Source organism: Paenibacillus sp. B46(2026), from assembly GCF_056786355.1.
Map to the genome: position 1 here is coordinate 5,830,861 of NZ_CM165907.1, position 18,101 is coordinate 5,848,961.

18 protein-coding genes are annotated in these 18,101 nt (G+C 46.3%); 5 read left to right on the forward strand and 13 right to left on the reverse strand.

The genetic code is table 11. The annotated features are described in order from the left end of the window. Positions 1-34: 34 nt before the first annotated feature. The 6 genes from AC1S8V_RS25945 to AC1S8V_RS25970 form a co-directional block, all read right to left on the reverse strand. Positions 35-304 (reverse strand): DUF4176 domain-containing protein, encoded by a 270-nt coding sequence (locus AC1S8V_RS25945; RefSeq protein WP_482074590.1) that lies wholly within the window; start codon positions 302-304, stop codon positions 35-37. Then, positions 304-1,041: a hypothetical protein gene (locus tag AC1S8V_RS25950; RefSeq protein WP_482071323.1), complete on the reverse strand. Its 738-nt coding sequence runs from the start codon at positions 1,039-1,041 to the stop codon at positions 304-306. Before AC1S8V_RS25950 ends, AC1S8V_RS25945 begins: the two co-directional genes overlap by 1 nt. Then, positions 1,042-2,004, reverse strand: a complete 963-nt coding sequence (locus AC1S8V_RS25955) for a hypothetical protein (RefSeq protein WP_482071324.1) — start codon at positions 2,002-2,004, stop codon at positions 1,042-1,044. Positions 2,005-2,048: 44 nt separating this feature from the next. Further along, positions 2,049-2,840: a hypothetical protein gene (locus AC1S8V_RS25960; protein ID WP_482071325.1), complete on the reverse strand. Its 792-nt coding sequence runs from the start codon at positions 2,838-2,840 to the stop codon at positions 2,049-2,051. Between the two features lie 277 nt (positions 2,841-3,117). Further along, positions 3,118-4,170 (reverse strand): hypothetical protein, encoded by a 1,053-nt coding sequence (locus tag AC1S8V_RS25965; RefSeq protein WP_482071326.1) that lies wholly within the window; start codon positions 4,168-4,170, stop codon positions 3,118-3,120. A gap of 90 nt (positions 4,171-4,260) precedes the next feature. After that, positions 4,261-5,976: a DUF6138 family protein gene (locus tag AC1S8V_RS25970; RefSeq protein ID WP_482071327.1), complete on the reverse strand. Its 1,716-nt coding sequence runs from the start codon at positions 5,974-5,976 to the stop codon at positions 4,261-4,263. A gap of 279 nt (positions 5,977-6,255) precedes the next feature. Between AC1S8V_RS25970 and AC1S8V_RS25975 the strand changes: the two genes are divergently transcribed. After that, positions 6,256-6,498, forward strand: coding sequence for a DUF7662 domain-containing protein (locus AC1S8V_RS25975; protein WP_482071328.1), 243 nt, complete (start codon positions 6,256-6,258; stop codon positions 6,496-6,498). A 66-nt stretch (positions 6,499-6,564) separates the two neighbouring features. Here the strand turns inward: AC1S8V_RS25975 and AC1S8V_RS25980 are convergent, their stop codons facing one another. The 6 genes from AC1S8V_RS25980 to AC1S8V_RS26005 form a co-directional block, all read right to left on the reverse strand. Continuing rightward, on the reverse strand, positions 6,565-8,217 hold the full coding sequence (locus tag AC1S8V_RS25980) for an extracellular solute-binding protein (protein WP_482071329.1): 1,653 nt from the start codon (positions 8,215-8,217) through the stop codon (positions 6,565-6,567). Positions 8,218-8,359: 142 nt separating this feature from the next. Next, entirely contained in the window at positions 8,360-9,952 is a 1,593-nt protein-coding gene (locus AC1S8V_RS25985; RefSeq protein ID WP_482071330.1) for a response regulator transcription factor, read from the reverse strand. After that, positions 9,927-11,687, reverse strand: coding sequence for a sensor histidine kinase (locus AC1S8V_RS25990; RefSeq protein WP_482071331.1), 1,761 nt, complete (start codon positions 11,685-11,687; stop codon positions 9,927-9,929). The genes AC1S8V_RS25985 and AC1S8V_RS25990 overlap by 26 nt, the downstream gene beginning before the upstream one ends. A 292-nt stretch (positions 11,688-11,979) precedes the next feature. Further along, complete coding sequence (locus tag AC1S8V_RS25995; protein ID WP_482071332.1) at positions 11,980-12,246, reverse strand: hypothetical protein; 267 nt, start codon at positions 12,244-12,246, stop codon at positions 11,980-11,982. Between the two features lie 30 nt (positions 12,247-12,276). Further along, on the reverse strand, positions 12,277-12,936 hold the full coding sequence (locus AC1S8V_RS26000) for a hypothetical protein (protein ID WP_482071333.1): 660 nt from the start codon (positions 12,934-12,936) through the stop codon (positions 12,277-12,279). 108 nt (positions 12,937-13,044) lie between these two features. Next, the gene (locus tag AC1S8V_RS26005; protein ID WP_482074624.1) at positions 13,045-13,308 is read right to left on the reverse strand and encodes a hypothetical protein; all 264 of its coding nucleotides are present in this window, start codon (positions 13,306-13,308) and stop codon (positions 13,045-13,047) included. On the opposite strand from AC1S8V_RS26005, the gene AC1S8V_RS26010 reads away from it, so the two are divergent. From AC1S8V_RS26010 to AC1S8V_RS26025, 4 genes are all read left to right on the forward strand, one after another. After that, complete coding sequence (locus AC1S8V_RS26010; RefSeq protein WP_482074491.1) at positions 13,198-14,364, forward strand: IS701 family transposase; 1,167 nt, start codon at positions 13,198-13,200, stop codon at positions 14,362-14,364. The genes AC1S8V_RS26005 and AC1S8V_RS26010 overlap by 111 nt on opposite strands. Before the next feature lie 1,069 nt (positions 14,365-15,433). Further along, complete coding sequence (locus tag AC1S8V_RS26015) at positions 15,434-15,649, forward strand: hypothetical protein (RefSeq protein WP_482071334.1); 216 nt, start codon at positions 15,434-15,436, stop codon at positions 15,647-15,649. Positions 15,650-16,016: 367 nt separating this feature from the next. Next, on the forward strand, positions 16,017-16,937 hold the full coding sequence (locus AC1S8V_RS26020; protein WP_036668173.1) for an ABC transporter permease: 921 nt from the start codon (positions 16,017-16,019) through the stop codon (positions 16,935-16,937). Positions 16,938-16,949: 12 nt separating this feature from the next. Then, positions 16,950-17,828 (forward strand): carbohydrate ABC transporter permease, encoded by an 879-nt coding sequence (locus tag AC1S8V_RS26025; RefSeq protein WP_482071335.1) that lies wholly within the window; start codon positions 16,950-16,952, stop codon positions 17,826-17,828. 45 nt (positions 17,829-17,873) lie between these two features. Here AC1S8V_RS26025 and AC1S8V_RS26030 read toward each other — a convergent pair whose 3' ends face one another. After that, a complete protein-coding gene (locus AC1S8V_RS26030; protein WP_482071336.1) occupies positions 17,874-18,065 on the reverse strand; it encodes a Spo0E family sporulation regulatory protein-aspartic acid phosphatase in 192 nt (63 codons plus the stop codon). Between the last annotated feature and the right edge of the window lie 36 nt (positions 18,066-18,101).

Genomic DNA, 18,101 nt, shown 5'->3' on the forward strand with positions numbered 1-18,101 from the left:
CCTTCACATATCAAGGTGACCTTTATGAATAGAACTACTTACGCTCAAGCTCCGCTGCCAATGCCTCTTCCTCCTGATCCACGTATCCTCTGAAAATGATCTCTTCGATATCTTCATGATTGAATACATAGGTGTAATCCGGATTGATGTAACCCTCAGGGTACGGACAGCCAATATAATCGAATTGACGCGGTGGTTCTGTCATTAACATCTGCTTGCGTCCGTAGATGACGAGCTTTTTGGTACCTTCTTTCAGCCGAATCACGGAGCCATTGGGCAGTAAGGTAGATGTTTCTTTTGCCATCATGTAATCCTCCTCTCTGGGCCGTGGGCTTCCACAGGTGTGTTCAGCACCCGGCGAAGCCAGTAGTAGCGATGTACATCCATTATAAAATGAAACACAACAAAGGCCAGCATGATATACACACTCATGAGTACAACAGCAACCGTCTGTTCTGTAACAAAGGCCAGGGAAATATTGGCCAGCAGATAACCCCCGCCCGTCAACATGGTCAGCGTCGCGACAGGCATACGAGAGCCCTTTTCAGACTTGGGACTGTCAGGTGACTGCTTCAATCTGTTTATGTGAAACTTCGCATACTGAAAGAATGCAAAACCGTATACGACAAACGAACCAATCGCATACCATGGCGTTGTGAGGCCCAACATGCCGTAAGCAAACTTTTGAATAATTATCATAAAGCCCAATGAACATACGATACCAAACACACCTCGAAACAGGACATAATTCAATTGCAGCCTGCGGGGAGCCACTATTAGAGCCAGGGCCCACACATTCATCACTGCCAGAGGCGGCAGTAGTATATATACGTACATAAGTTGAACCGGAACACTGAACACCGGAATCAGCAGGAATACATTTAGGAAAAAAAGAACGAGCGTACCTGCGCTGAAACGAATTCCATCCACGGCGTATACCGCAAGATAGTTCTCGAATGCATCCCGGTTGTAGGATGTTCCTTCATACATGGCAAACTCGGCGTTATTGGATGACATGGCAGATCGTCTATGACTTCCCATCTACTTGAACCACCCGGAAACCGTAGACCAGGCTTTCTTCGCTCCATGTTTCACAACATCCTTCACGGAATCATCCTGCCCATCGCCATCCAAATCCATATTCATGGTTACCCCTTCTGCAAGATACGTCAAACCTACGGATACACCCAGGCCGACCGCACCTACGGCCAGGACAGGCGCCGCCGCAGGCAGAATAGCCGCTGCCAAGAGAGTTGCTCCCACGGTTGTTGCCCCACCGACGACAACATTACCGATGATATCACCAGCAATCTTGTCACCGGATGCATTCTGGCTGATGTTCTCTTGTGTATCCGTGAATACATCAATGCCAACACTGGCCCAGCCCAGCTTGTCCGTTAAGGCGGATTTGACTGCATAACCTGGCTTCATCATCGAGGCAATTTCTTTAATCTGAGGCGTAGCTGTTCCGTTTGCTATTTTGGCTTCAATGTCACGTACATAATGGATTTTGTAATCCCTTGGTCTGCCGTTTACCAACGGATTCCCCTTCACTGAATTGTAGCTCTCACGAACCAAGATGCGTGGTGTGTTTCGATTCAGCTCCTGCTTGACCATATAACCGTTCTTCACTCGATATCCCAGTTTGGCGACAGCCGCAGCAGCGGTTAACGTACCTACTGTGCTTCCGGGTCCATCAAATGGCGCGAGCAGGTTAACACCCGTAAGGCCAAATGTCCCCCCTGACTGATCCTCCTGTTCCATCTTCTCACGGGTCGTCTTTACATACGCAGCCAGCTGCTGCATGCTCTGTCCAGCGGTCTGAAACCGCTGCTGATGGGTCTGGTACAGACCAATAATGGTCTGTCGATTCCCCGACTGCCAGGCTGCTCCCTGAATGGCGTGTTGAAGAACACCGTCCACCTGCTGCAGCTGTGCCGTCACTTGTTCAATCTGCTGTGCGAGTGAGTTCAAGTAGTCGGCCTTCATGACAATTTTGGTCAACTGGATCCCCCCTTGGTTTACATTTGTGTATGTCTATATTGGGTTTAAATTCCGGGCAGTACATATAACGAACGCGTCGTTAACAGAAACAGGCTTTGCACCAATTCTTCTTCCGTCACCTTAAATGCTGTAAACAGACTGGATTCTTCCCCTTCAAGGAACAACCAGTTACCTTGGGTGCTGCCTATAAAATAAATGGTCTGTGGCTGTCCTTCCTGTCCCCGGGTGTACACCTCGAACTGCCCCCACTTCTCAAGCGTGGCAAAGCCCTTCGCCAATGTCTGTAATAATGTGTGATCCAAATGATGGTCCTGTTGCAAAATGGACACAAACTTCTCCATGGATGAATCGACTGCCAACGCGGACAGACGCTGCAGCGTTTCTCCCTGGATGGTTGTACGAATCGTATCCTGAGATTCAGGATTACCGTTGGATGCTGATGGATCGGGTAGTTCAATCCGATTGCCAATGACTTGGAACATATCCTGTAATTCATCAAATGAAGTCAGTACCGCCTGATCTTCTGCAGGCTTCCATACCATTTCAACCATCTGCGTACCTGACAAAAATCCATAGGTCACCGATGATTGCCCATCTGCTGCATGCAAATCAAGTCGGGTTATTGCACTGCTGAGCTTGCAGCCCATAAGCAGGTTATGTACTTGCGGCTCTATGGTGATCTGCTTGTTGTCTTCCACCATAACACCGTCATCAACAAGACCTCTGAGAATTTGTTCGTAAACCCGTTCTGACTGTTCACCCTGTAATTCCGGGTCATTCAGATCCACAAGCAGCTGGTTCGCTTCCGGAATATTCATCAATTGAAACAGAAACAAGGCCTCCCGGCCGGAACACTGAAACGATGTATATGAAGGCAAAGTCATTCCCCTTTTCCATGATGTCAATTTAAAGAGGTTGGCGAAAAATTCTATTCTTTTATTGTAAAAGGAACCTTGGCTGGGCTCAATGCGCCCCCACTCCTGATCTTAAGCCGTTAGGCCTGATTATATATACCCAAAAAAATAGCCAAGTCACAGCAATGACACTGCACTTGGACTATTATTTTTCTATAATTGCGCCCCACTGAAAGGGAAATGTTTCCTCGACAGTTTCCTATTCATGGACACCAGTTAAACGAACAACCCTGCGATAAACCATCGCATCCATCAATTCCTCCCAGTCGAGTTCACTGGCATTAACGTCTCGATAATACACCGCAGCAGCAGGCAAGAAACCAACCAGAGGTCCTGTCCCACCGCAAATCAGACTCCCGCCGTCTCCGCCTTTGGGCATTACTTCCCCATCCGAATCCAGTGTAAGCTCATACTTGTAGGGATCACCGGCAAACTGTACTCCGAAGAAATTCGGCAGTTCCAGATCGTATGGACGATCATCCTTTTCTTCAACCAGTGAAGAGTCCGGTTCTGTCGATTCATCCACAAGCTCATCCACGCCTTCCAGACTTCCAAAGTGCTTCAATCTCATCGTATAGTCGAAGCTGTCACCCCAGGGAAATAACGTGCGACAACCGCCGCCATAGATATACTCCCATTCGTCTTCGGTCAGCAAACCAAAGCCCGCCGCAGCTTCCTCCCTCACAACGTCTTCCAATTCTATTCCTTCGTTAAACCACAGGATTCGGACTTCATTCTCACTTTGGCGAATCAGACGGAATTGTTGATGCAATTCATATTCACGTATTTCCGACTGCTTAAACTGCTCCAGTGCTGACGGGAAATCAGGATCTTCCTGTGCAAATGCTTCCTCCTCGGACACTTCAATCCAGCCTAGCGAGATCAGTTCGCATTCAACAAGCATCGGCACAAAAGTAACTTCTCTCACAGGTGACATTTGACTCGCCAGAAACGAATCCACGTCCTCCACACCATACTCACTGACCGTTTCATGCAGGTCGGTTGAGGTCTCTTCGTTCATACCATGCTGCCAACGATCCCAGCCGAGCGTTACTTGATCCCCAGGCACAAACACAAATCTTAGCCCATCCTCCGTAAATACACCTGTCTCCATCCGCTGACCGAATCGTTCAAATGTCTCGAGACCCTCATATACCATACCTTCTGGTAACTGACGAACAAGCTTACGCATCCAAGCCTCTTTGTCCTGAGCATTCAACCCCTGCCACACGTCTCGACTCAATGCTTCCACGACTTCACCCACCCTTCCTTATGCACTTTCACTTCTCTAAAATGCTTTACTGGCTGGCACAGCACAATCTCACTTGTCTTGTTTACATTTTTATTTCCCTGCGGCCTGCAACATTTCCAGCAATAATTCCTTCCGTCTTCCCTCCGCTTTGCGAGCGAGCGTTGTGAGCTTCTCCACCTTGCCGAAGATCGGGTAAAGCACATGTTCTGCTTCATAACGTTCGAGTACTTGAATCTGTCTAACCAACAGATCGAGTATTTCCTCATTCTCCAGCTCGGGCTGAATCTTTAGCTTCAGACTATCGGTCGAACGACGTAAGCTGGCGACTAACGCAGGTATGGATTGGGCCGTTACACCCTGTTTTTCTACAAATGCCGCAATGAACTTATCCTGAATCAATTGATGCTCATCATCCACTTCGCCCATGTAATATTCAACCAGGGGGAAATACCGCTCATCCACGAGCCCCAGCCCAAAGGTTGCATAACTGCCTGGCATACAGCTTTTCTCTCCCTCGGTATCCTCATAAAACTCGAACTCCTGGATAGCCTCACGTGCATACTCTTCCAGGAGTGGATGCAGCTCCGGGTACTCCAGTGCATTGGCAAAGAATCGGTGGGTATCCGACTTCGCGAGTCCTTTGATCGGCAAATACTGCTTTACGCTGGACTTGAGCTTGATCTTATAACCATTCGGAAAGCCCTGTTTCAATAAATGAGTGATAAAGGTAATTGCCTGTTGATAGGCACCCGGCTCTTCCTTACGAATGTGAATGGTCATCAGAGCAAATACATCATTTGCTTTGCATTCTACTTCTTCCGTTTTCACATGAATATCGTCCTTCGCATACGTTCCGCTACCTTCTGTCATCATGCGTGCCGCACGACGACTGCCAAGCTGCTTCGCCAGTTCCAGGAAAGTAAGACCTTTAGGTTTGCTATAACTGGGCTCGAAACGTAGAATCATGACCGCCACGTATAACAGCAGATCTATTGGTTGAGTCCCTGGTGTTTGCTCCTTCCCATGCTCGTTCGCATGTTGGGCTGCCTGCGTTTCAATGTTCGATTGAAGTGTTGCTCCGGGCTTAAGTGAATATTCATTGGTACGATAAGGCGAAGACTGTACATCATAATACTGTGGCAAAAACTGATTCTCCGCCCATGCCGTCAACGCACGAATAATCTCACCACGATGTTCCGCAAGTGCATCCGGACGACCCTGATTCAACGCTTGAATCCGGTCATACTGCCGGATCGTCCATGCTATATCCAACTCCGGGAACAGCTTCGGATCGAGCAGATGACTCGTCAAAAAGAAAGATTCCAGTTGCTTCGTCGGATATGTACCATGTTCCAGCTTTTTGTCTACATAGGTATGAATACGCTCAAGGAGCAGCTGTCTTTTCTCTTCATTAATATATTCCAATAACGTCAATTGCAGCTTACCTTCGGTTGTTGGGAATTTACCACGGAAGGTGAAGCGGTAGTCAATCAACGGTGTGTTAGCCAGCTTGTCCAATCTAACTTGGACAACCTCTACAAGCTTAGGTCCAATCTCGTTTCGTACCTGCTCCTCGGTAAAGGCTCCTGCCTGCTTCGATTTCAAACCATCATCCAAACCCAGATCCAGACTGTCTACTGTGGTCCGTCCAGGTCTGTAATCCAGCACAATATCATTAAAGCTGCCCATTTGCAGCGTGGTTCGTTTCACAACACTTTCCAAGTCATCCCGCTTTTCCTGTTCATCAAACCATTCATGGATCGTCGTAATCATCTCTTCCATCGCCTGGTCATAAAGTGTGCTCATCTAATCTCCTGCTTTCCCATGTATCTTATGATATTCATCAACAACACTTGAACCTCTATGAATCCCGGATCAATTCGAGGCATTTATGCTATAAATACGTATTGATGTTCGTATATTACCTATTATTTTACTCTCTCAAGTACAAAGGGAACAATAAGGCTTATGCACGGTTGTTCGCTAGTAAAGATCTACGGATTGCTTTCATATCTATGTATGCACTCGCTATCATCATGCCCACGTTGTATAATCATTGTATTCCTTTTCAGGAGGTCTGACTAAATGAGCTACAGCAAATACTTCCCCTTGGAAAACTATTTGAATCAAGTTTCAATTACCCTTACATACTCAGAACTCGAGGAGATACTCGGGTTTACGTTACCCCCTACAGCATATAATCGCGAGCAATGGTGGGTGAATAATTCCATGAATCATACACAGGCACTATCCTGGTTAAATGCCGGATGGAAGGTGGAGAATGTGATTTTAGGAAAAAACGTTACCTTTGTCCGCTGTGAGTCATAGTACGTTTGAGGAAACAAAAAAGCAGGGTAGATTCGATGAATTCATCGTTCTACCCTGCTTTGATTATTAATTAACTGTCTCATACCACTCGTTCACTTCAGCTGTAATATCATCCCCGCCCATAGACTTCCACTTGGTCACAAACGCATCGAATTCCTCAATGCCCACCTGACCATAGATGATCTTGCTGAACGTATCCTTCTCCAGCTTGTCGATCGCGTCCTTTTTCATTTTCATCGTCTCGGTTGGTGCTCCCGTGAACTTGTTCTTAATCGCGTTATCTTTATTCGCAACGACCACTTCAGCGGCCACAAATACCTCGGGTTTGTTGGCAATCTTCGTATTTTTCTCAAAAGGAGTCTCCGGCTCTTTACCCTTGGCAAGTTCCGCCAGCGTATCCATCATCAGATTCGGAATTCGTGCACCATCATACGTAATGGTATATTTGAGTGGTGATACGCCATCCTTCACCTCAGCTTCACCAACCACTTTGCCGTCCACGATGTCATAGTCATATCCTTGCGCGAAGCCATGTTCGAACTCGCTGCCCACTTCCGGGTTGGCAAAGTTGTCGAACAGATAATTTTGATACGTGAAGAAAATCTCCGGGTTCGCCATATCCTTGTTAATCAGCACCACCCCATTGCTTGCACCAGAACCATGTTGGTGGCTCTCGCCTGTTGGTCCTGTAGGTAAAGCAATGGCCTTGTACGTGGCACCGTCCACATTTTTCTTCACATCATCAATCGGCCAGTTTGGCATCCAGTGTGGCCCCACGATAATGCCAGCTTTACCTGCGGTGAACAGTTCTGCTGCCTTGATCTCGTCATAGACGCCCGCTTCTTTGGGCAGGTAACCTTTGGACAACCAATCTTTCATCGTTGCTAGGCCTTCCTTCACTCCTGGCTGAATAGAGCCATATTGCAGTGTTCCGTCTCCAGCATCATTCCACTGTCCAGGCATCGTGTTGTACATGCCGAAGATCCAGCCCGATTCCGTCATCCAGGTATTGAGCGCATTTTTCATGCCCACGGTCAGACCATACGTATCTTTCTTATCGTTCCCATCCGGGTCTTGATTCGTAAAAGCATCCATAACCGTAACCAGCTCATCCATGGTTTTAGGTTCTTCCAGTCCCAGCTTCTTCAGCCAGTCTTCACGGATAAACATGACCGAATCGCCGTTGTACGCATAATCGAAGATTGGAATGCCATAACGCTCGCCCTCATACATGTATGGATACCATTCTTCCGGTGCCGATTCGGATGCCTGTTTCCATGTGTCCGAAGCATATTGGTCAAACAACTCGCCCGCATTGGCAAACTTGCCCGATTCGATCAATTCCCTTACCAGATTGTAGTCTCCCCGAATGGAGACAATATCCGGCAGTTCTTCGTTAGCGGGCAGGGACAAGCGTAATTTCGTGTAAAATGCATCATTGGTCACCGATACAGCCCACGGTGTGGTCAGATCGATACCAAGCCGTTCCTTGGCCCATTTGGTATGCACATTGTTCTGAGCCGTTTCCCCATTCTTGAATTTTGTATCATCATTCCAGGCCCGTAAATAACTCATCTGTACCGCCGGTTCATACTTCCCGTCTTGCAGAGCAAGTGGTGCAGCGGCTTCCTTCGCCGGTTCTTCCTTGGCCCCCGAACTGCATGCCGTTACAGCAACCATCGTGATTGCGAGCAATGCCGTCATCATTTTTCTATACATGAACTAACCCCTCCTCAGGTAACTTGGATACCCTTTTGTGCCAAATGCACCTCTGCATGTGGCATTATGCACCTTACATGAAAAGGATAGTGCAGCCGGGGAGGCAAACATATATCACAATTTCAATGTTCATATTGATTTGTTAACCGTTCCGAAAATCCTGCGGGGTCAGTCCATAATGTTTGCGGAACACCTGAATGAAATAGGGCGTGTTATTGTACCCCACTTCCTGACCGACTTCATAGATCTTCATCGCCGTATGCTTGAGCAAATGAACCGCACGTTCCATTCTGGAACGGATAATATAATCACTAATGCCTTCACCTGTGGATTGTTTGTACATTTTCGACAGATATACCGGGTGCAGATGCACCTCTCCGGCAATGACCTGCAACGATAGATCCTCACCCAGATGATGGTCGATCCATTGCTGCACCTGCCTGATCAGCGTTGATCCGGCATCCTGTCCCGCATCGCTGGTGCTCTCAGCCCACTGCTGCATTACAGACCGAGTCCACGTTTCCAGACTACGCAGTGAGATGCCATAGCCGTCCTTGAGCAGCTGCTGGTACTGCTCGCCAAGCACTTCTGCTAACTGCCTTCCTTCCCGATGTGCCATATAGGAGAATGCCGCCGCCAAATAATGAAAAGCCACATACACATGTTCCGGGAATACACTTTTCGACAGTTCGGCGAAGATCTGATCAATCTTGCGGTGTGCATCCTCCATGCGCCCGGCTTCCAGTAACGTCGTCAGATCTGGCGGTTCATACAGCGCTGCAAGTGATTTCAAGGTGGCCCCATTGGAGCCTGCTGCCGCATTCAGATGCAATCCTTTGCCTGCCTCGGCCTGCTTGCGAAGCGCACTTACGGCTTGATGATATAGTTGCGGCACCTGATCTGGAAAACGCCCCATACGACTAACGGACAGGGAAATGGTCGCGTTCAGATACTGCCTCACACTGTGAAGCAATCGTTCTCCGAGTCGGCCCATTAGCATTTCAGGTTCGGACTGAGTTTGTTTTGGACTGGCCATGAAGACCAGATCATCGTAGGCGTCATCCGTATGACAAAGGTGATAGGTACTGCCGTAGATCTCTTCCACTACATTCGAGATGGCATACTTCATCAGTCGAAACGCTTTATGTGTAGGTTGATGGTCATCATACCGGATGAGCAGCAGTTGCATTTTATCCTGTGGACGGAACCCGATCTCCAGTTGCTCCAGCTTGCCTTCGAGTTCAGCATCCGCAAATTTATGCCCTAACAATACATCCTTCATCAGCTCCGCCCGCTTCTCGGGCAGATGTTCCCTCACTGAATACATGGCCCGCTGATGCAGCATTTGTTTCTCACCCTCCAGGCGAATCTGCACTGCGGCCTGCTGCACGGATTCGATCAGTTCCTCATCCCGAACCGGTTTGAGCAGATAACTTACTGTCCCATGTTTGAGCGCCTGCTTCGCATAATCGAAGGAAGCATGCCCCGATAAAATAATACATTTGGTCTGTTCCCACTTTTGCCGGATGTGACTGACCAGATCCAGACCGGACAGACCCGGCATACGGATATCCGTGATAATAATATGGACCTGATGTGATGCCATATGTTCCAGGGCTTCTTTGACTGAATAGGCTTTGAATACCTGACCAATTCCGTGTTCTCTCCACGGTATCGAGACAGCAATCGACTCTACTGCCGAATGTTCATCATCCACGACCATCAGATTCATCATACGTTTGTTCCTCCTCAAACCATCGAATTTCTACACTAAGTCCACCATAGGGAATCGCTCCAAAATGAAGCCCGGACGACAGCCCATAACGCGTAACGAGACGCTGGTGTACATTCCACGTGCCTGTTCCAATCTCCTCGCCCATCGGTTCATTGATCTCCCGTTCCAAATCGGAAATCTCTTCCGCTGTCAGCGTGACACCGTCATTGTCAACAAACAGGCTGTATCTTGTATATTTCCGACCCTCAATATGTTCGGGTACCGCCATACCCGTTACGACGACATGCCCACTGCCTTCCATCGGCTCGATGCCATGGATCACTGCATTCTCAACGATTGGTTGAATGAGCAGTCGCGGAATGTGGAGTTGCATCAGTTGCTGTGGTACGGCAATCTCGTAGCTCAGCCGATTGGTCCGCATCTGTTGAATGGACAGATAATGGTCCAGTAACCGGATCTCTTCTTCCACTGTCGTCATGTCATTCTCGCCCCGCGTAATGTAGCGATAGTAGTCACCCAGACTTAGCGACATGGCAATAACCGCTTCGCGGTTGCCGAGCTGGGTCATATTTTTGATATAAAACAGGCAGTTGTACAGGAAATGGGGATTGATCTGTGATTGCAGATGTTTCAATGTGGCTTCCCGTGAGCGGATACGTTCCTCGTATACCTTCTCGATTAGTTCCTGAATCTGCTCCGCCATATGGTTGAAACTCTGGGTGAGATACGCGAATTCATCACGGGAGTGATCAACTGGAATCCGTGTGGACAGCTGCCCTTTGCGAATCTGTTGTAGTCCTCTCATCAAGCGATGGATTGGCACCTGGACTTTTCGATACAAAAGCAGTGCAGCCCCGATACTCAGTACGAGCAGTAACAGAATGGATGTAATAAACATATTCCGGCTCTTGTCCATCGGGTTCAGCAGATCATCCAATACCACCGGGTTCACGTATACCGCTTGCAGTTGTTTGGAGTGCACGTAACTGACCAGATATTGTTTACCGCCTACCTCCAGCTGATGATTACCTTCCCTCTCCGGTCCGTTAAAGGGGATATTACGCATGATCGCTTCGACCAGCTCAGGGTCCGCAGTACGGTTCAGCAATGGTTCGTTACCCGGGACCAGCAGGAAAGGATCTCCGCCCTGTGTCTCTTTAAAATCATCCAACATGGCAACCACGTTCATCGGATCAAAATTAATCTCCATCACTGTTCGCACACCTGTGTTCACCGGTTTTTCATTCCACTCATAGTTATCCGTGAAAAAGTAGGTGAAACTCCCCTGCTCCAGCTGCCATTGGCCCGGTTGTGGAAACGTCAACATCTTCTCATCGTAGACCGTCCGGCTGGACATGGTGGATAACACAAGTTCCGCTTGTGGCAGCACAATGGTAATATCGTTCTTCCAGCGGCTGGTGGACTGGTACAATGATAATTTGTCGAGAATATCCAGATAGATGCTGTTTTTCTCATATTGGCTGGTGGAGTCCGTCATGTAACGGTAGTGCAGGATACTGGGATCTCGCAGCAATGTCAGGCCATACAGCGAGAGCTGCTCGATATTTTTATCCACCTGGGAACTGAAATAATTGAACTGGTTCAGACTCGACTGCTGTTTCTCCTCCACCACCATGTCCACATTTGCTTGGTTCGCGTATGTATACAGCAGCAGAATGGGTACGAGCAGGCAGATTAGAAGAATGACCGTCTTCGCAAATACTGTGAATTTCATCGTTTCACCCTGTCCCTGAATTTGAAGTCGTTCTACACCGAAGTCCTATTTTATATTGAAAGCCCTTACAATTCTATATGATTTTATATTGGTTTATCTATATTCTATTGTAATTTCCTCGAATGGTTTAGGCTGATTTTACTGCTATTCAGCGAGTTCATCATATTTTAAAGTCGTTCAATGGTGTTGCCCCATCCAATGAGAACTTTAGTTTGTATAAAACGAGAACATTAGTTCTTTCCATAATATAAAAAAACCCCATTAGCAATTATATGCTAGTGGGGCTTAAACTTTAGTTATCTCGTCTGCGTTTATTATTGATTCGTACTGAGAGTAACAGTGATGTTGTCAATAGCAAAAAGACGATAATATTGCTCTGGTTAACGGAACCTGTTACTAATGAATTCGTGACTGCCATAATAATTGCTGCAGCAGTAATTCCCGTCAGAACATAACCAGTTTTGATTTTATCTCCTTTAAAAATCAAACTAACGATAGTGACCAAGACAACAGCAGGAATTAAAAGAAAGAGTAGTATAATTGCAAATGAAGTCCCCAAGATATCCCTCCTCTCTTTTAATATTCTACTTTAACCTTTATTTGTTGTCACCTCATAGTATACAAATGGCAACCAATGCAAGTTCAAGGTTACTCCTCTGCCAGCATTGTTATGCGACATTGAATTAGCAATCATATTAGCGCCAGCAGCTTCAATTGCGGCTACTACAGCCCCCAATTGACCCCCAGGGATAAACACCGCTATCGCAGCGAGCATAGCTCCTACACTTGATGTTTGTTGCAAAGAAAAGATCATATCTTTAGTTTCTTGATTATTAAAAGTAATTGCGACTCCCCACCAGTAAGAGTTGCTAAATACAAACGGAGTTACAACTTGGCTGCCACTAGCAGAAACTTGACTGTTAATTGCAGCATTTAAATTTTGGACTCCTGTAGCAAAATGATTGTACACGTCCTGTTCAACAACCTCTTGTGCAGCAGGATTGATATGATATAGATTGTCCGATCCTTTGTTTATGTACGGCGTCATTGCTTCAACAGAATTTAAAATTTTTGCTGAGAATTCATCTTCTCCCAATACCAATGTTTTTTTATTAAAAGTAAATTCACCTTTAGGTAGTTCAATTGATGGAGAGGGAGTTGCAGTTGAAGCAAAAGCAACCGGAGCCAAGGATGTAATAGCCAAAGCGCTACACAAGAGAGTAGATAACATTTTTACCTTTTTATTCAATTTTATTCCTCCTAAAGTATATTTATGTTACATTTTGTATAATATACTTGAGTCTTGTAAAAAACGTGCTGTCGGACAAATGGAATTAAAGTCAAATCGTTAGAACTTTTATCGAATAGGCAGACAGAAGAAGGACATCCAGCCTTGTTGGAGAAATTGTCGTTTACCAAGACCACAATTTCCAGATAAAGGAGATGTCCCACTCTTATGGTATCCCTCTACCTGCCCATCGTCAAGTTTATTTTGTCTCTCCACTTGCACATGTCGAAGCCGCAGCTCAGCCATCTGTTTACGCTTGTTCAAGGCATCATTCTCTGTGCCGGAAGGAAGAATATCACTCAAATTCAGCATGCGGCCAAGGGGAATCGTCATTTAAGCAGTACGACGAATTTTCTGAATCATTCACCTTGGTGTGTAAATCGGATGCAACGACGGCGTATGGAGAGGATCATGAAGCAGATTTCTGCTAAATCGGGTGATACACGAACTCCTGTATTCCTCATCGTGGACGACACGTGTTGCAAGAAAGACAAATCGACCAAGAAAATGGAGGCACTCAGCTTTCAATATGCTCATGAAGCCGGGAAATCGGTGTGGTGCCATTGCCTGGTCACTACACATGTGGTTGCTGCAGAGGGCTCGTATGCTTGGGATTTTCGGCCGTACTATCCCGAGAAGTACTGCCAATCTCAGCGTCTGCCTTTCCAGAGCAAAAATGATTTGGCGCTAGAGATGGTCGAGGCGTTTCCCATTTCAAAGGATGAACGGGTCTACGTCCTCATGGATAGCTGGTACACCAGCGAAAAGGTGATTAACGCGTGTAACCGTAAAGGATTTCATGTCATTGCCGCCGTCAAAACCAATCGCCGGATTCGCCCGGCAGGAATTAACATGCCTTTAGATGATTTCGCTCAGCAGTACATTCGCAAGTCTGACCTCCACTCCGTTACGGTAGAGGATCAGGGAAGGTACTGGGTCTACCCTTACGAGGGTCCGGTGAGCAGCATCGAAAACGTCAAACTGTTGCTGTCCTGGAAGGACGAATACACCGTTTCGAGCAAGCCGCAGGTTTGTCTCCTGTGTACGGATCTGTCTTTGGATCTCGTTACGATTCAAAGGTATTATCACGTGCGCTGGAATATCGAGACGGGATATCGATACTTTAAGGAACTGCTCGGCTTTGACCAGTACCAATTGCTTTCGTTTCGCGGTATTGAACGCTTTTGGGCGATCCAGTTCTTGACGCAGAATTTCTTGGAGTATCAGCGGCAAGAGTGGATGAAGCATGCGTCGAATCTCACCCTAGGTGATGTGGTACGTCGCATTCGAGAAGAGCATTTCGGGCAAATGATTGTCTTCGTGTATCAACAAGCATTAGAAAAGAAGCCTCTTTTCGACATTCTGAAATTGCTTCGGTTGTCTGCCTAAATCGCTCGATCCCCCAACACACGACAGGTCTGCCTTTTTCAAGACATTCAGGTCAATTTTGCAAGACTCAAGTAATATATTAAATCGAAGCTTGTATCAATCATATTTTGTAAAATATTGTGTACATTTTGTTAATTTAGAATTTATATACAATCAATAATAGGAAATCCTAACTATTCATTCAGAGCTTTTTTCGTTTTATTATAGTCAGAAATAAGGGGTACATTCTCTATCAAGATGTGCTCAATGATTTATAGGATAAGGGCTATTCGGCTTGAACTCTAATGAATTTCACGTTACTGCAAATATGATTATGAAGTAAGTATTGAAAATAAATGTAGATCGGATAACTCTTGTAGCGAAAGTGCTCAATATAGAAGGAATATAAAACGTTTCTATAAAGGAAGATATTTTAAAATATGGACTAGCAGAGTTTCATCCAGTATTTAAAGAGCATGTTCGCTTTCTCAAAAATGCTCTAGGAGAGCTCTGCTCACTAAAGGGTTCTAATTTTTCTTTGATACAAAATGAAATATCCATTACAATGATTATTGATTTCCCAACGAATAGTAGTAAAAGTTGCTTGTTACCTCCTCAAAAAACGAAAGAATCTGTCAGAAGAATTGGTATACCTTGGAAGTTATTAAGTTAATAGGCTCTCTGAAAATAGAAAAAAAACTTTCGTGCAGACGATTATTACATTGAGTCTTTTGTGTTTGCACACCCACACACATAACCGCTAGTCCCTCTCCGAATTACCATAAAATGTATTAAAAAACAAATATTTTAAATAAACTGAAACTTGCCTCTCGTTATATCCTTCGCCATACTCATTATCTATGCCTAGCTGAAGCTGAGGTGAACCTAAAAACTACACTTAAAATTTAGACTCTCGTGACTAACAAGATGAAGAAGAATACTAATGAGCTTTACTCAGGCTTAATTCAATGTGATCTTGCATAGGATTTTTTTCATTATTTTGTATATATAATATAATTTATCCAGTTTATGTTGATCTGTAATCCCCTTATACTGGGAGTGAATCAACATTTCGTAAGGGGGCTCTGTGATGCAACTGACAGAACAAGGCATTTTGCACATTGAAGAAGACGATATCTCCAGCTTGTATTGTTACCGGGATCAGGATGGCATGGGTTTCGATGCTTCCTTCCTGTTTGAATTACAGCTTCAGGGATTAACGTTGAACAAGGCAGCGTTCGGGCGATTCAGTTTAGTTTTGAGGAAGAGGAGGCCCCCCTCTATGAAGAACGGGATCGTCTTGTAACCGAGGTGAAGTCAGCGGTTCTTACCGTTGATTCGCAGTATGATGGCTCGATTGTGAAATAATATAGGCACGTTCAGCATGAAGGGTATATTGGAAGCAGACAGCATATGGCAGGAACACAACCTGAAGACAGGGGCATTGGACTTTACAGTCGGATGCTCCTTTTTGCCGTTTCCATCAACAAGTTAATATTTCAACATCCGCATTGAAATGTTGTTCTATAGTCCGCCCTTTTCCGTTGCTATAATTCAGTTGCTCCACTCTGTACAGAGGCTTACTCGCCTCATTATGCAGGGCTGGACGAGATAAAGGAGGGACCCTGATGGCTATGGAACAACCGTTAATAACCAATACGCCGGTGCGAAAAATGACACCCCATCCACGCAAACGTACCCGCTGGAACTTCAAACGCACATGGCCGCTGCATCTGATGCTGCTGCCTGCTGTACTGCTTACATTGCTGTTCGCCTATGTGCCCATGGGCGGCATTATTATTGCATTTCAGGACTTCAAACCGTGGCTGGGGTTCACTGGCTCCAAATGGGTGGGCTGGGACAACTTCCGGTTCATGTTCGAATATCCCGACAGTGTTCAGGTCATCTGGAACACGGTACTGATCGCTTCGATGAAAATTGTGGCCGGGCTTGTGGCCCCCGTTGTATTCGCCATTTTGCTGAATGAAGTGCGGAACTCCACGTTCAAACGCTTCTCACAGACCTTGGTGTATCTGCCCCATTTCCTGTCCTGGGTTGTCCTGGGCGGCATTCTGCTCGATATGTTATCACCGGAAGGTGGTCTGGTAAACCAGGTGTTAGCAGCAGCAGGTGTTGAACCGATCTTCTTTCTGGGGGATGGCGACTGGTTCCGTGTCACGGTGGTTGTCAGTGATGTGTGGAAGGAGTTTGGATTCGGTACGATTGTATTTCTGGCAGCACTTGCGGGCATTAACCCGGCACTGTACGAGGCTTCAGAGGTCGATGGGGCAACACGACTTAGACAGACATTGCACATTACCCTGCCTGCACTCGTGCCGATGATTATCGTGGTAGGTACGTTATCGCTGGGCAATATCCTGAATGCAGGCTTTGACCAGATCTTCAACCTGTACAATCCGCTGGTATATGAAAAAGGCGATATTATTGATACCTTTGTCTACCGGATGGGGATTCTGAATGGCAAAATGAGCTTTGCGACCGCCGTTGGACTATTCAAATCATTTGTCGCGATGTTCCTGGTCATCTCTGCGTACCGGATGGCGTACAAAATCGCCAATTACCGTATTTTTTAAGGAGGAATCAAGGTGTATCACAAAACAACCGGGTACCGTATATTCAATGGCTTCAACCTGATATTCATCGCGGCCGTCTCGATCCTGTGCATCCTGCCGCTGGTCCATATTCTGGCCGTTTCCTTCAGTGGTAAAGCGGCAGCATCCGCCAATCTGGTGACACTTTGGCCGATTGATTTTACGGTGGACGCCTACACCAAAACATTTGGTAACAGTAACTTTCTGAATGCACTCTGGATTTCAGTCCAACGTACGGTTCTGGGCACACTGCTTAGTATGACACTTGTCTTCCTGACGGCTTATCCGTTATCCAAGGAGAGTCTGCATTTCAAGGGGCGCTCGTTATATGCGTGGTTTTTCATCTTCACAATGCTGTTTAGCGGGGGATTGATTCCATCCTATATTTTGATCCAGAAGCTTGGACTAATTAATACGATGTGGGCTCTCATTTTGCCGGGAGCGGTGGCTGTCTGGAACCTGATTCTGATGATGAACTTTTTCCGCAACGTGCCAAAAGAGCTGGAAGAAGCCGCATTTATTGATGGAGCCAACCATATTACGACCCTGTTCAAAATCTATCTGCCTGTATCCATGCCCGCTATTGCCACGATCTCCTTATTCACCATGGTAGGTCAGTGGAATTCCTGGTTTGACGGGCTGATCTATATGAATGATGCTTCCAAATATCCACTAGCCACGTTAATGCAGACCATTATCGTTCAGCAGGATTTCTCTAATATGAACGTGGATGCAACGCAGCTTCAGAACATGTCTCAGCGTACGGTGAACGCGGCTCAGATCTTTATTGGCGCTCTGCCGATCCTGCTCGTATATCCGTTCTTGCAGCGTTTCTTCGTAAAGGGGATTGTGCTCGGGGCGGTAAAAGAGTAAGGCAAACACACGGAATCCCTTCATGGGATTCTTGGTTCAGAAAGGTCATGATTTCAGTTGATTCGTGATTGTTCTCCCGCGAGTTGCGTTGTTATATTCATTAATCAACTCATCCAGCACCATGGATTGGCGAATAACCTCCGGATGCCATAGTTCCGGATATTGAGCTGCAATCTGGTAGAGTCTTTGTCGTGCATGTTCGATACACTCCTGAATGGTTTCCGGATTATGTACCATACTCCCGCCCCCTGTTTCCTTGAATATCATCATCCA

What these genes read in the sequence shown, in the direction of transcription:
- AC1S8V_RS25970 (WP_482071327.1), bottom strand. Translation starts at nt 5,976, where the DNA reads ATGAGCACACTTTATGACCAGGCGATGGAAGAGATGATTACGACGATC.
- AC1S8V_RS25985 (WP_482071330.1), bottom strand. Translation starts at nt 9,952, where the DNA reads ATGATGAATCTGATGGTCGTGGATGATGAACATTCGGCAGTAGAGTCG.
- AC1S8V_RS26020 (WP_036668173.1), top strand. Translation starts at nt 16,017, where the DNA reads ATGACACCCCATCCACGCAAACGTACCCGCTGGAACTTCAAACGCACA.
- AC1S8V_RS26005 (WP_482074624.1), bottom strand. Translation starts at nt 13,308, where the DNA reads ATGACGATTCCCCTTGGCCGCATGCTGAATTTGAGTGATATTCTTCCT.
- AC1S8V_RS25980 (WP_482071329.1), bottom strand. Translation starts at nt 8,217, where the DNA reads ATGTATAGAAAAATGATGACGGCATTGCTCGCAATCACGATGGTTGCT.
- AC1S8V_RS26015 (WP_482071334.1), top strand. Translation starts at nt 15,434, where the DNA reads ATGCAACTGACAGAACAAGGCATTTTGCACATTGAAGAAGACGATATC.
- AC1S8V_RS25950 (WP_482071323.1), bottom strand. Translation starts at nt 1,041, where the DNA reads ATGGGAAGTCATAGACGATCTGCCATGTCATCCAATAACGCCGAGTTT.
- AC1S8V_RS25990 (WP_482071331.1), bottom strand. Translation starts at nt 11,687, where the DNA reads ATGAAATTCACAGTATTTGCGAAGACGGTCATTCTTCTAATCTGCCTG.
- AC1S8V_RS25975 (WP_482071328.1), top strand. Translation starts at nt 6,256, where the DNA reads ATGAGCTACAGCAAATACTTCCCCTTGGAAAACTATTTGAATCAAGTT.
- AC1S8V_RS25945 (WP_482074590.1), bottom strand. Translation starts at nt 304, where the DNA reads ATGGCAAAAGAAACATCTACCTTACTGCCCAATGGCTCCGTGATTCGG.
- AC1S8V_RS26030 (WP_482071336.1), bottom strand. Translation starts at nt 18,065, where the DNA reads ATGGTACATAATCCGGAAACCATTCAGGAGTGTATCGAACATGCACGA.
- AC1S8V_RS26010 (WP_482074491.1), top strand. Translation starts at nt 13,198, where the DNA reads ATGTCGAAGCCGCAGCTCAGCCATCTGTTTACGCTTGTTCAAGGCATC.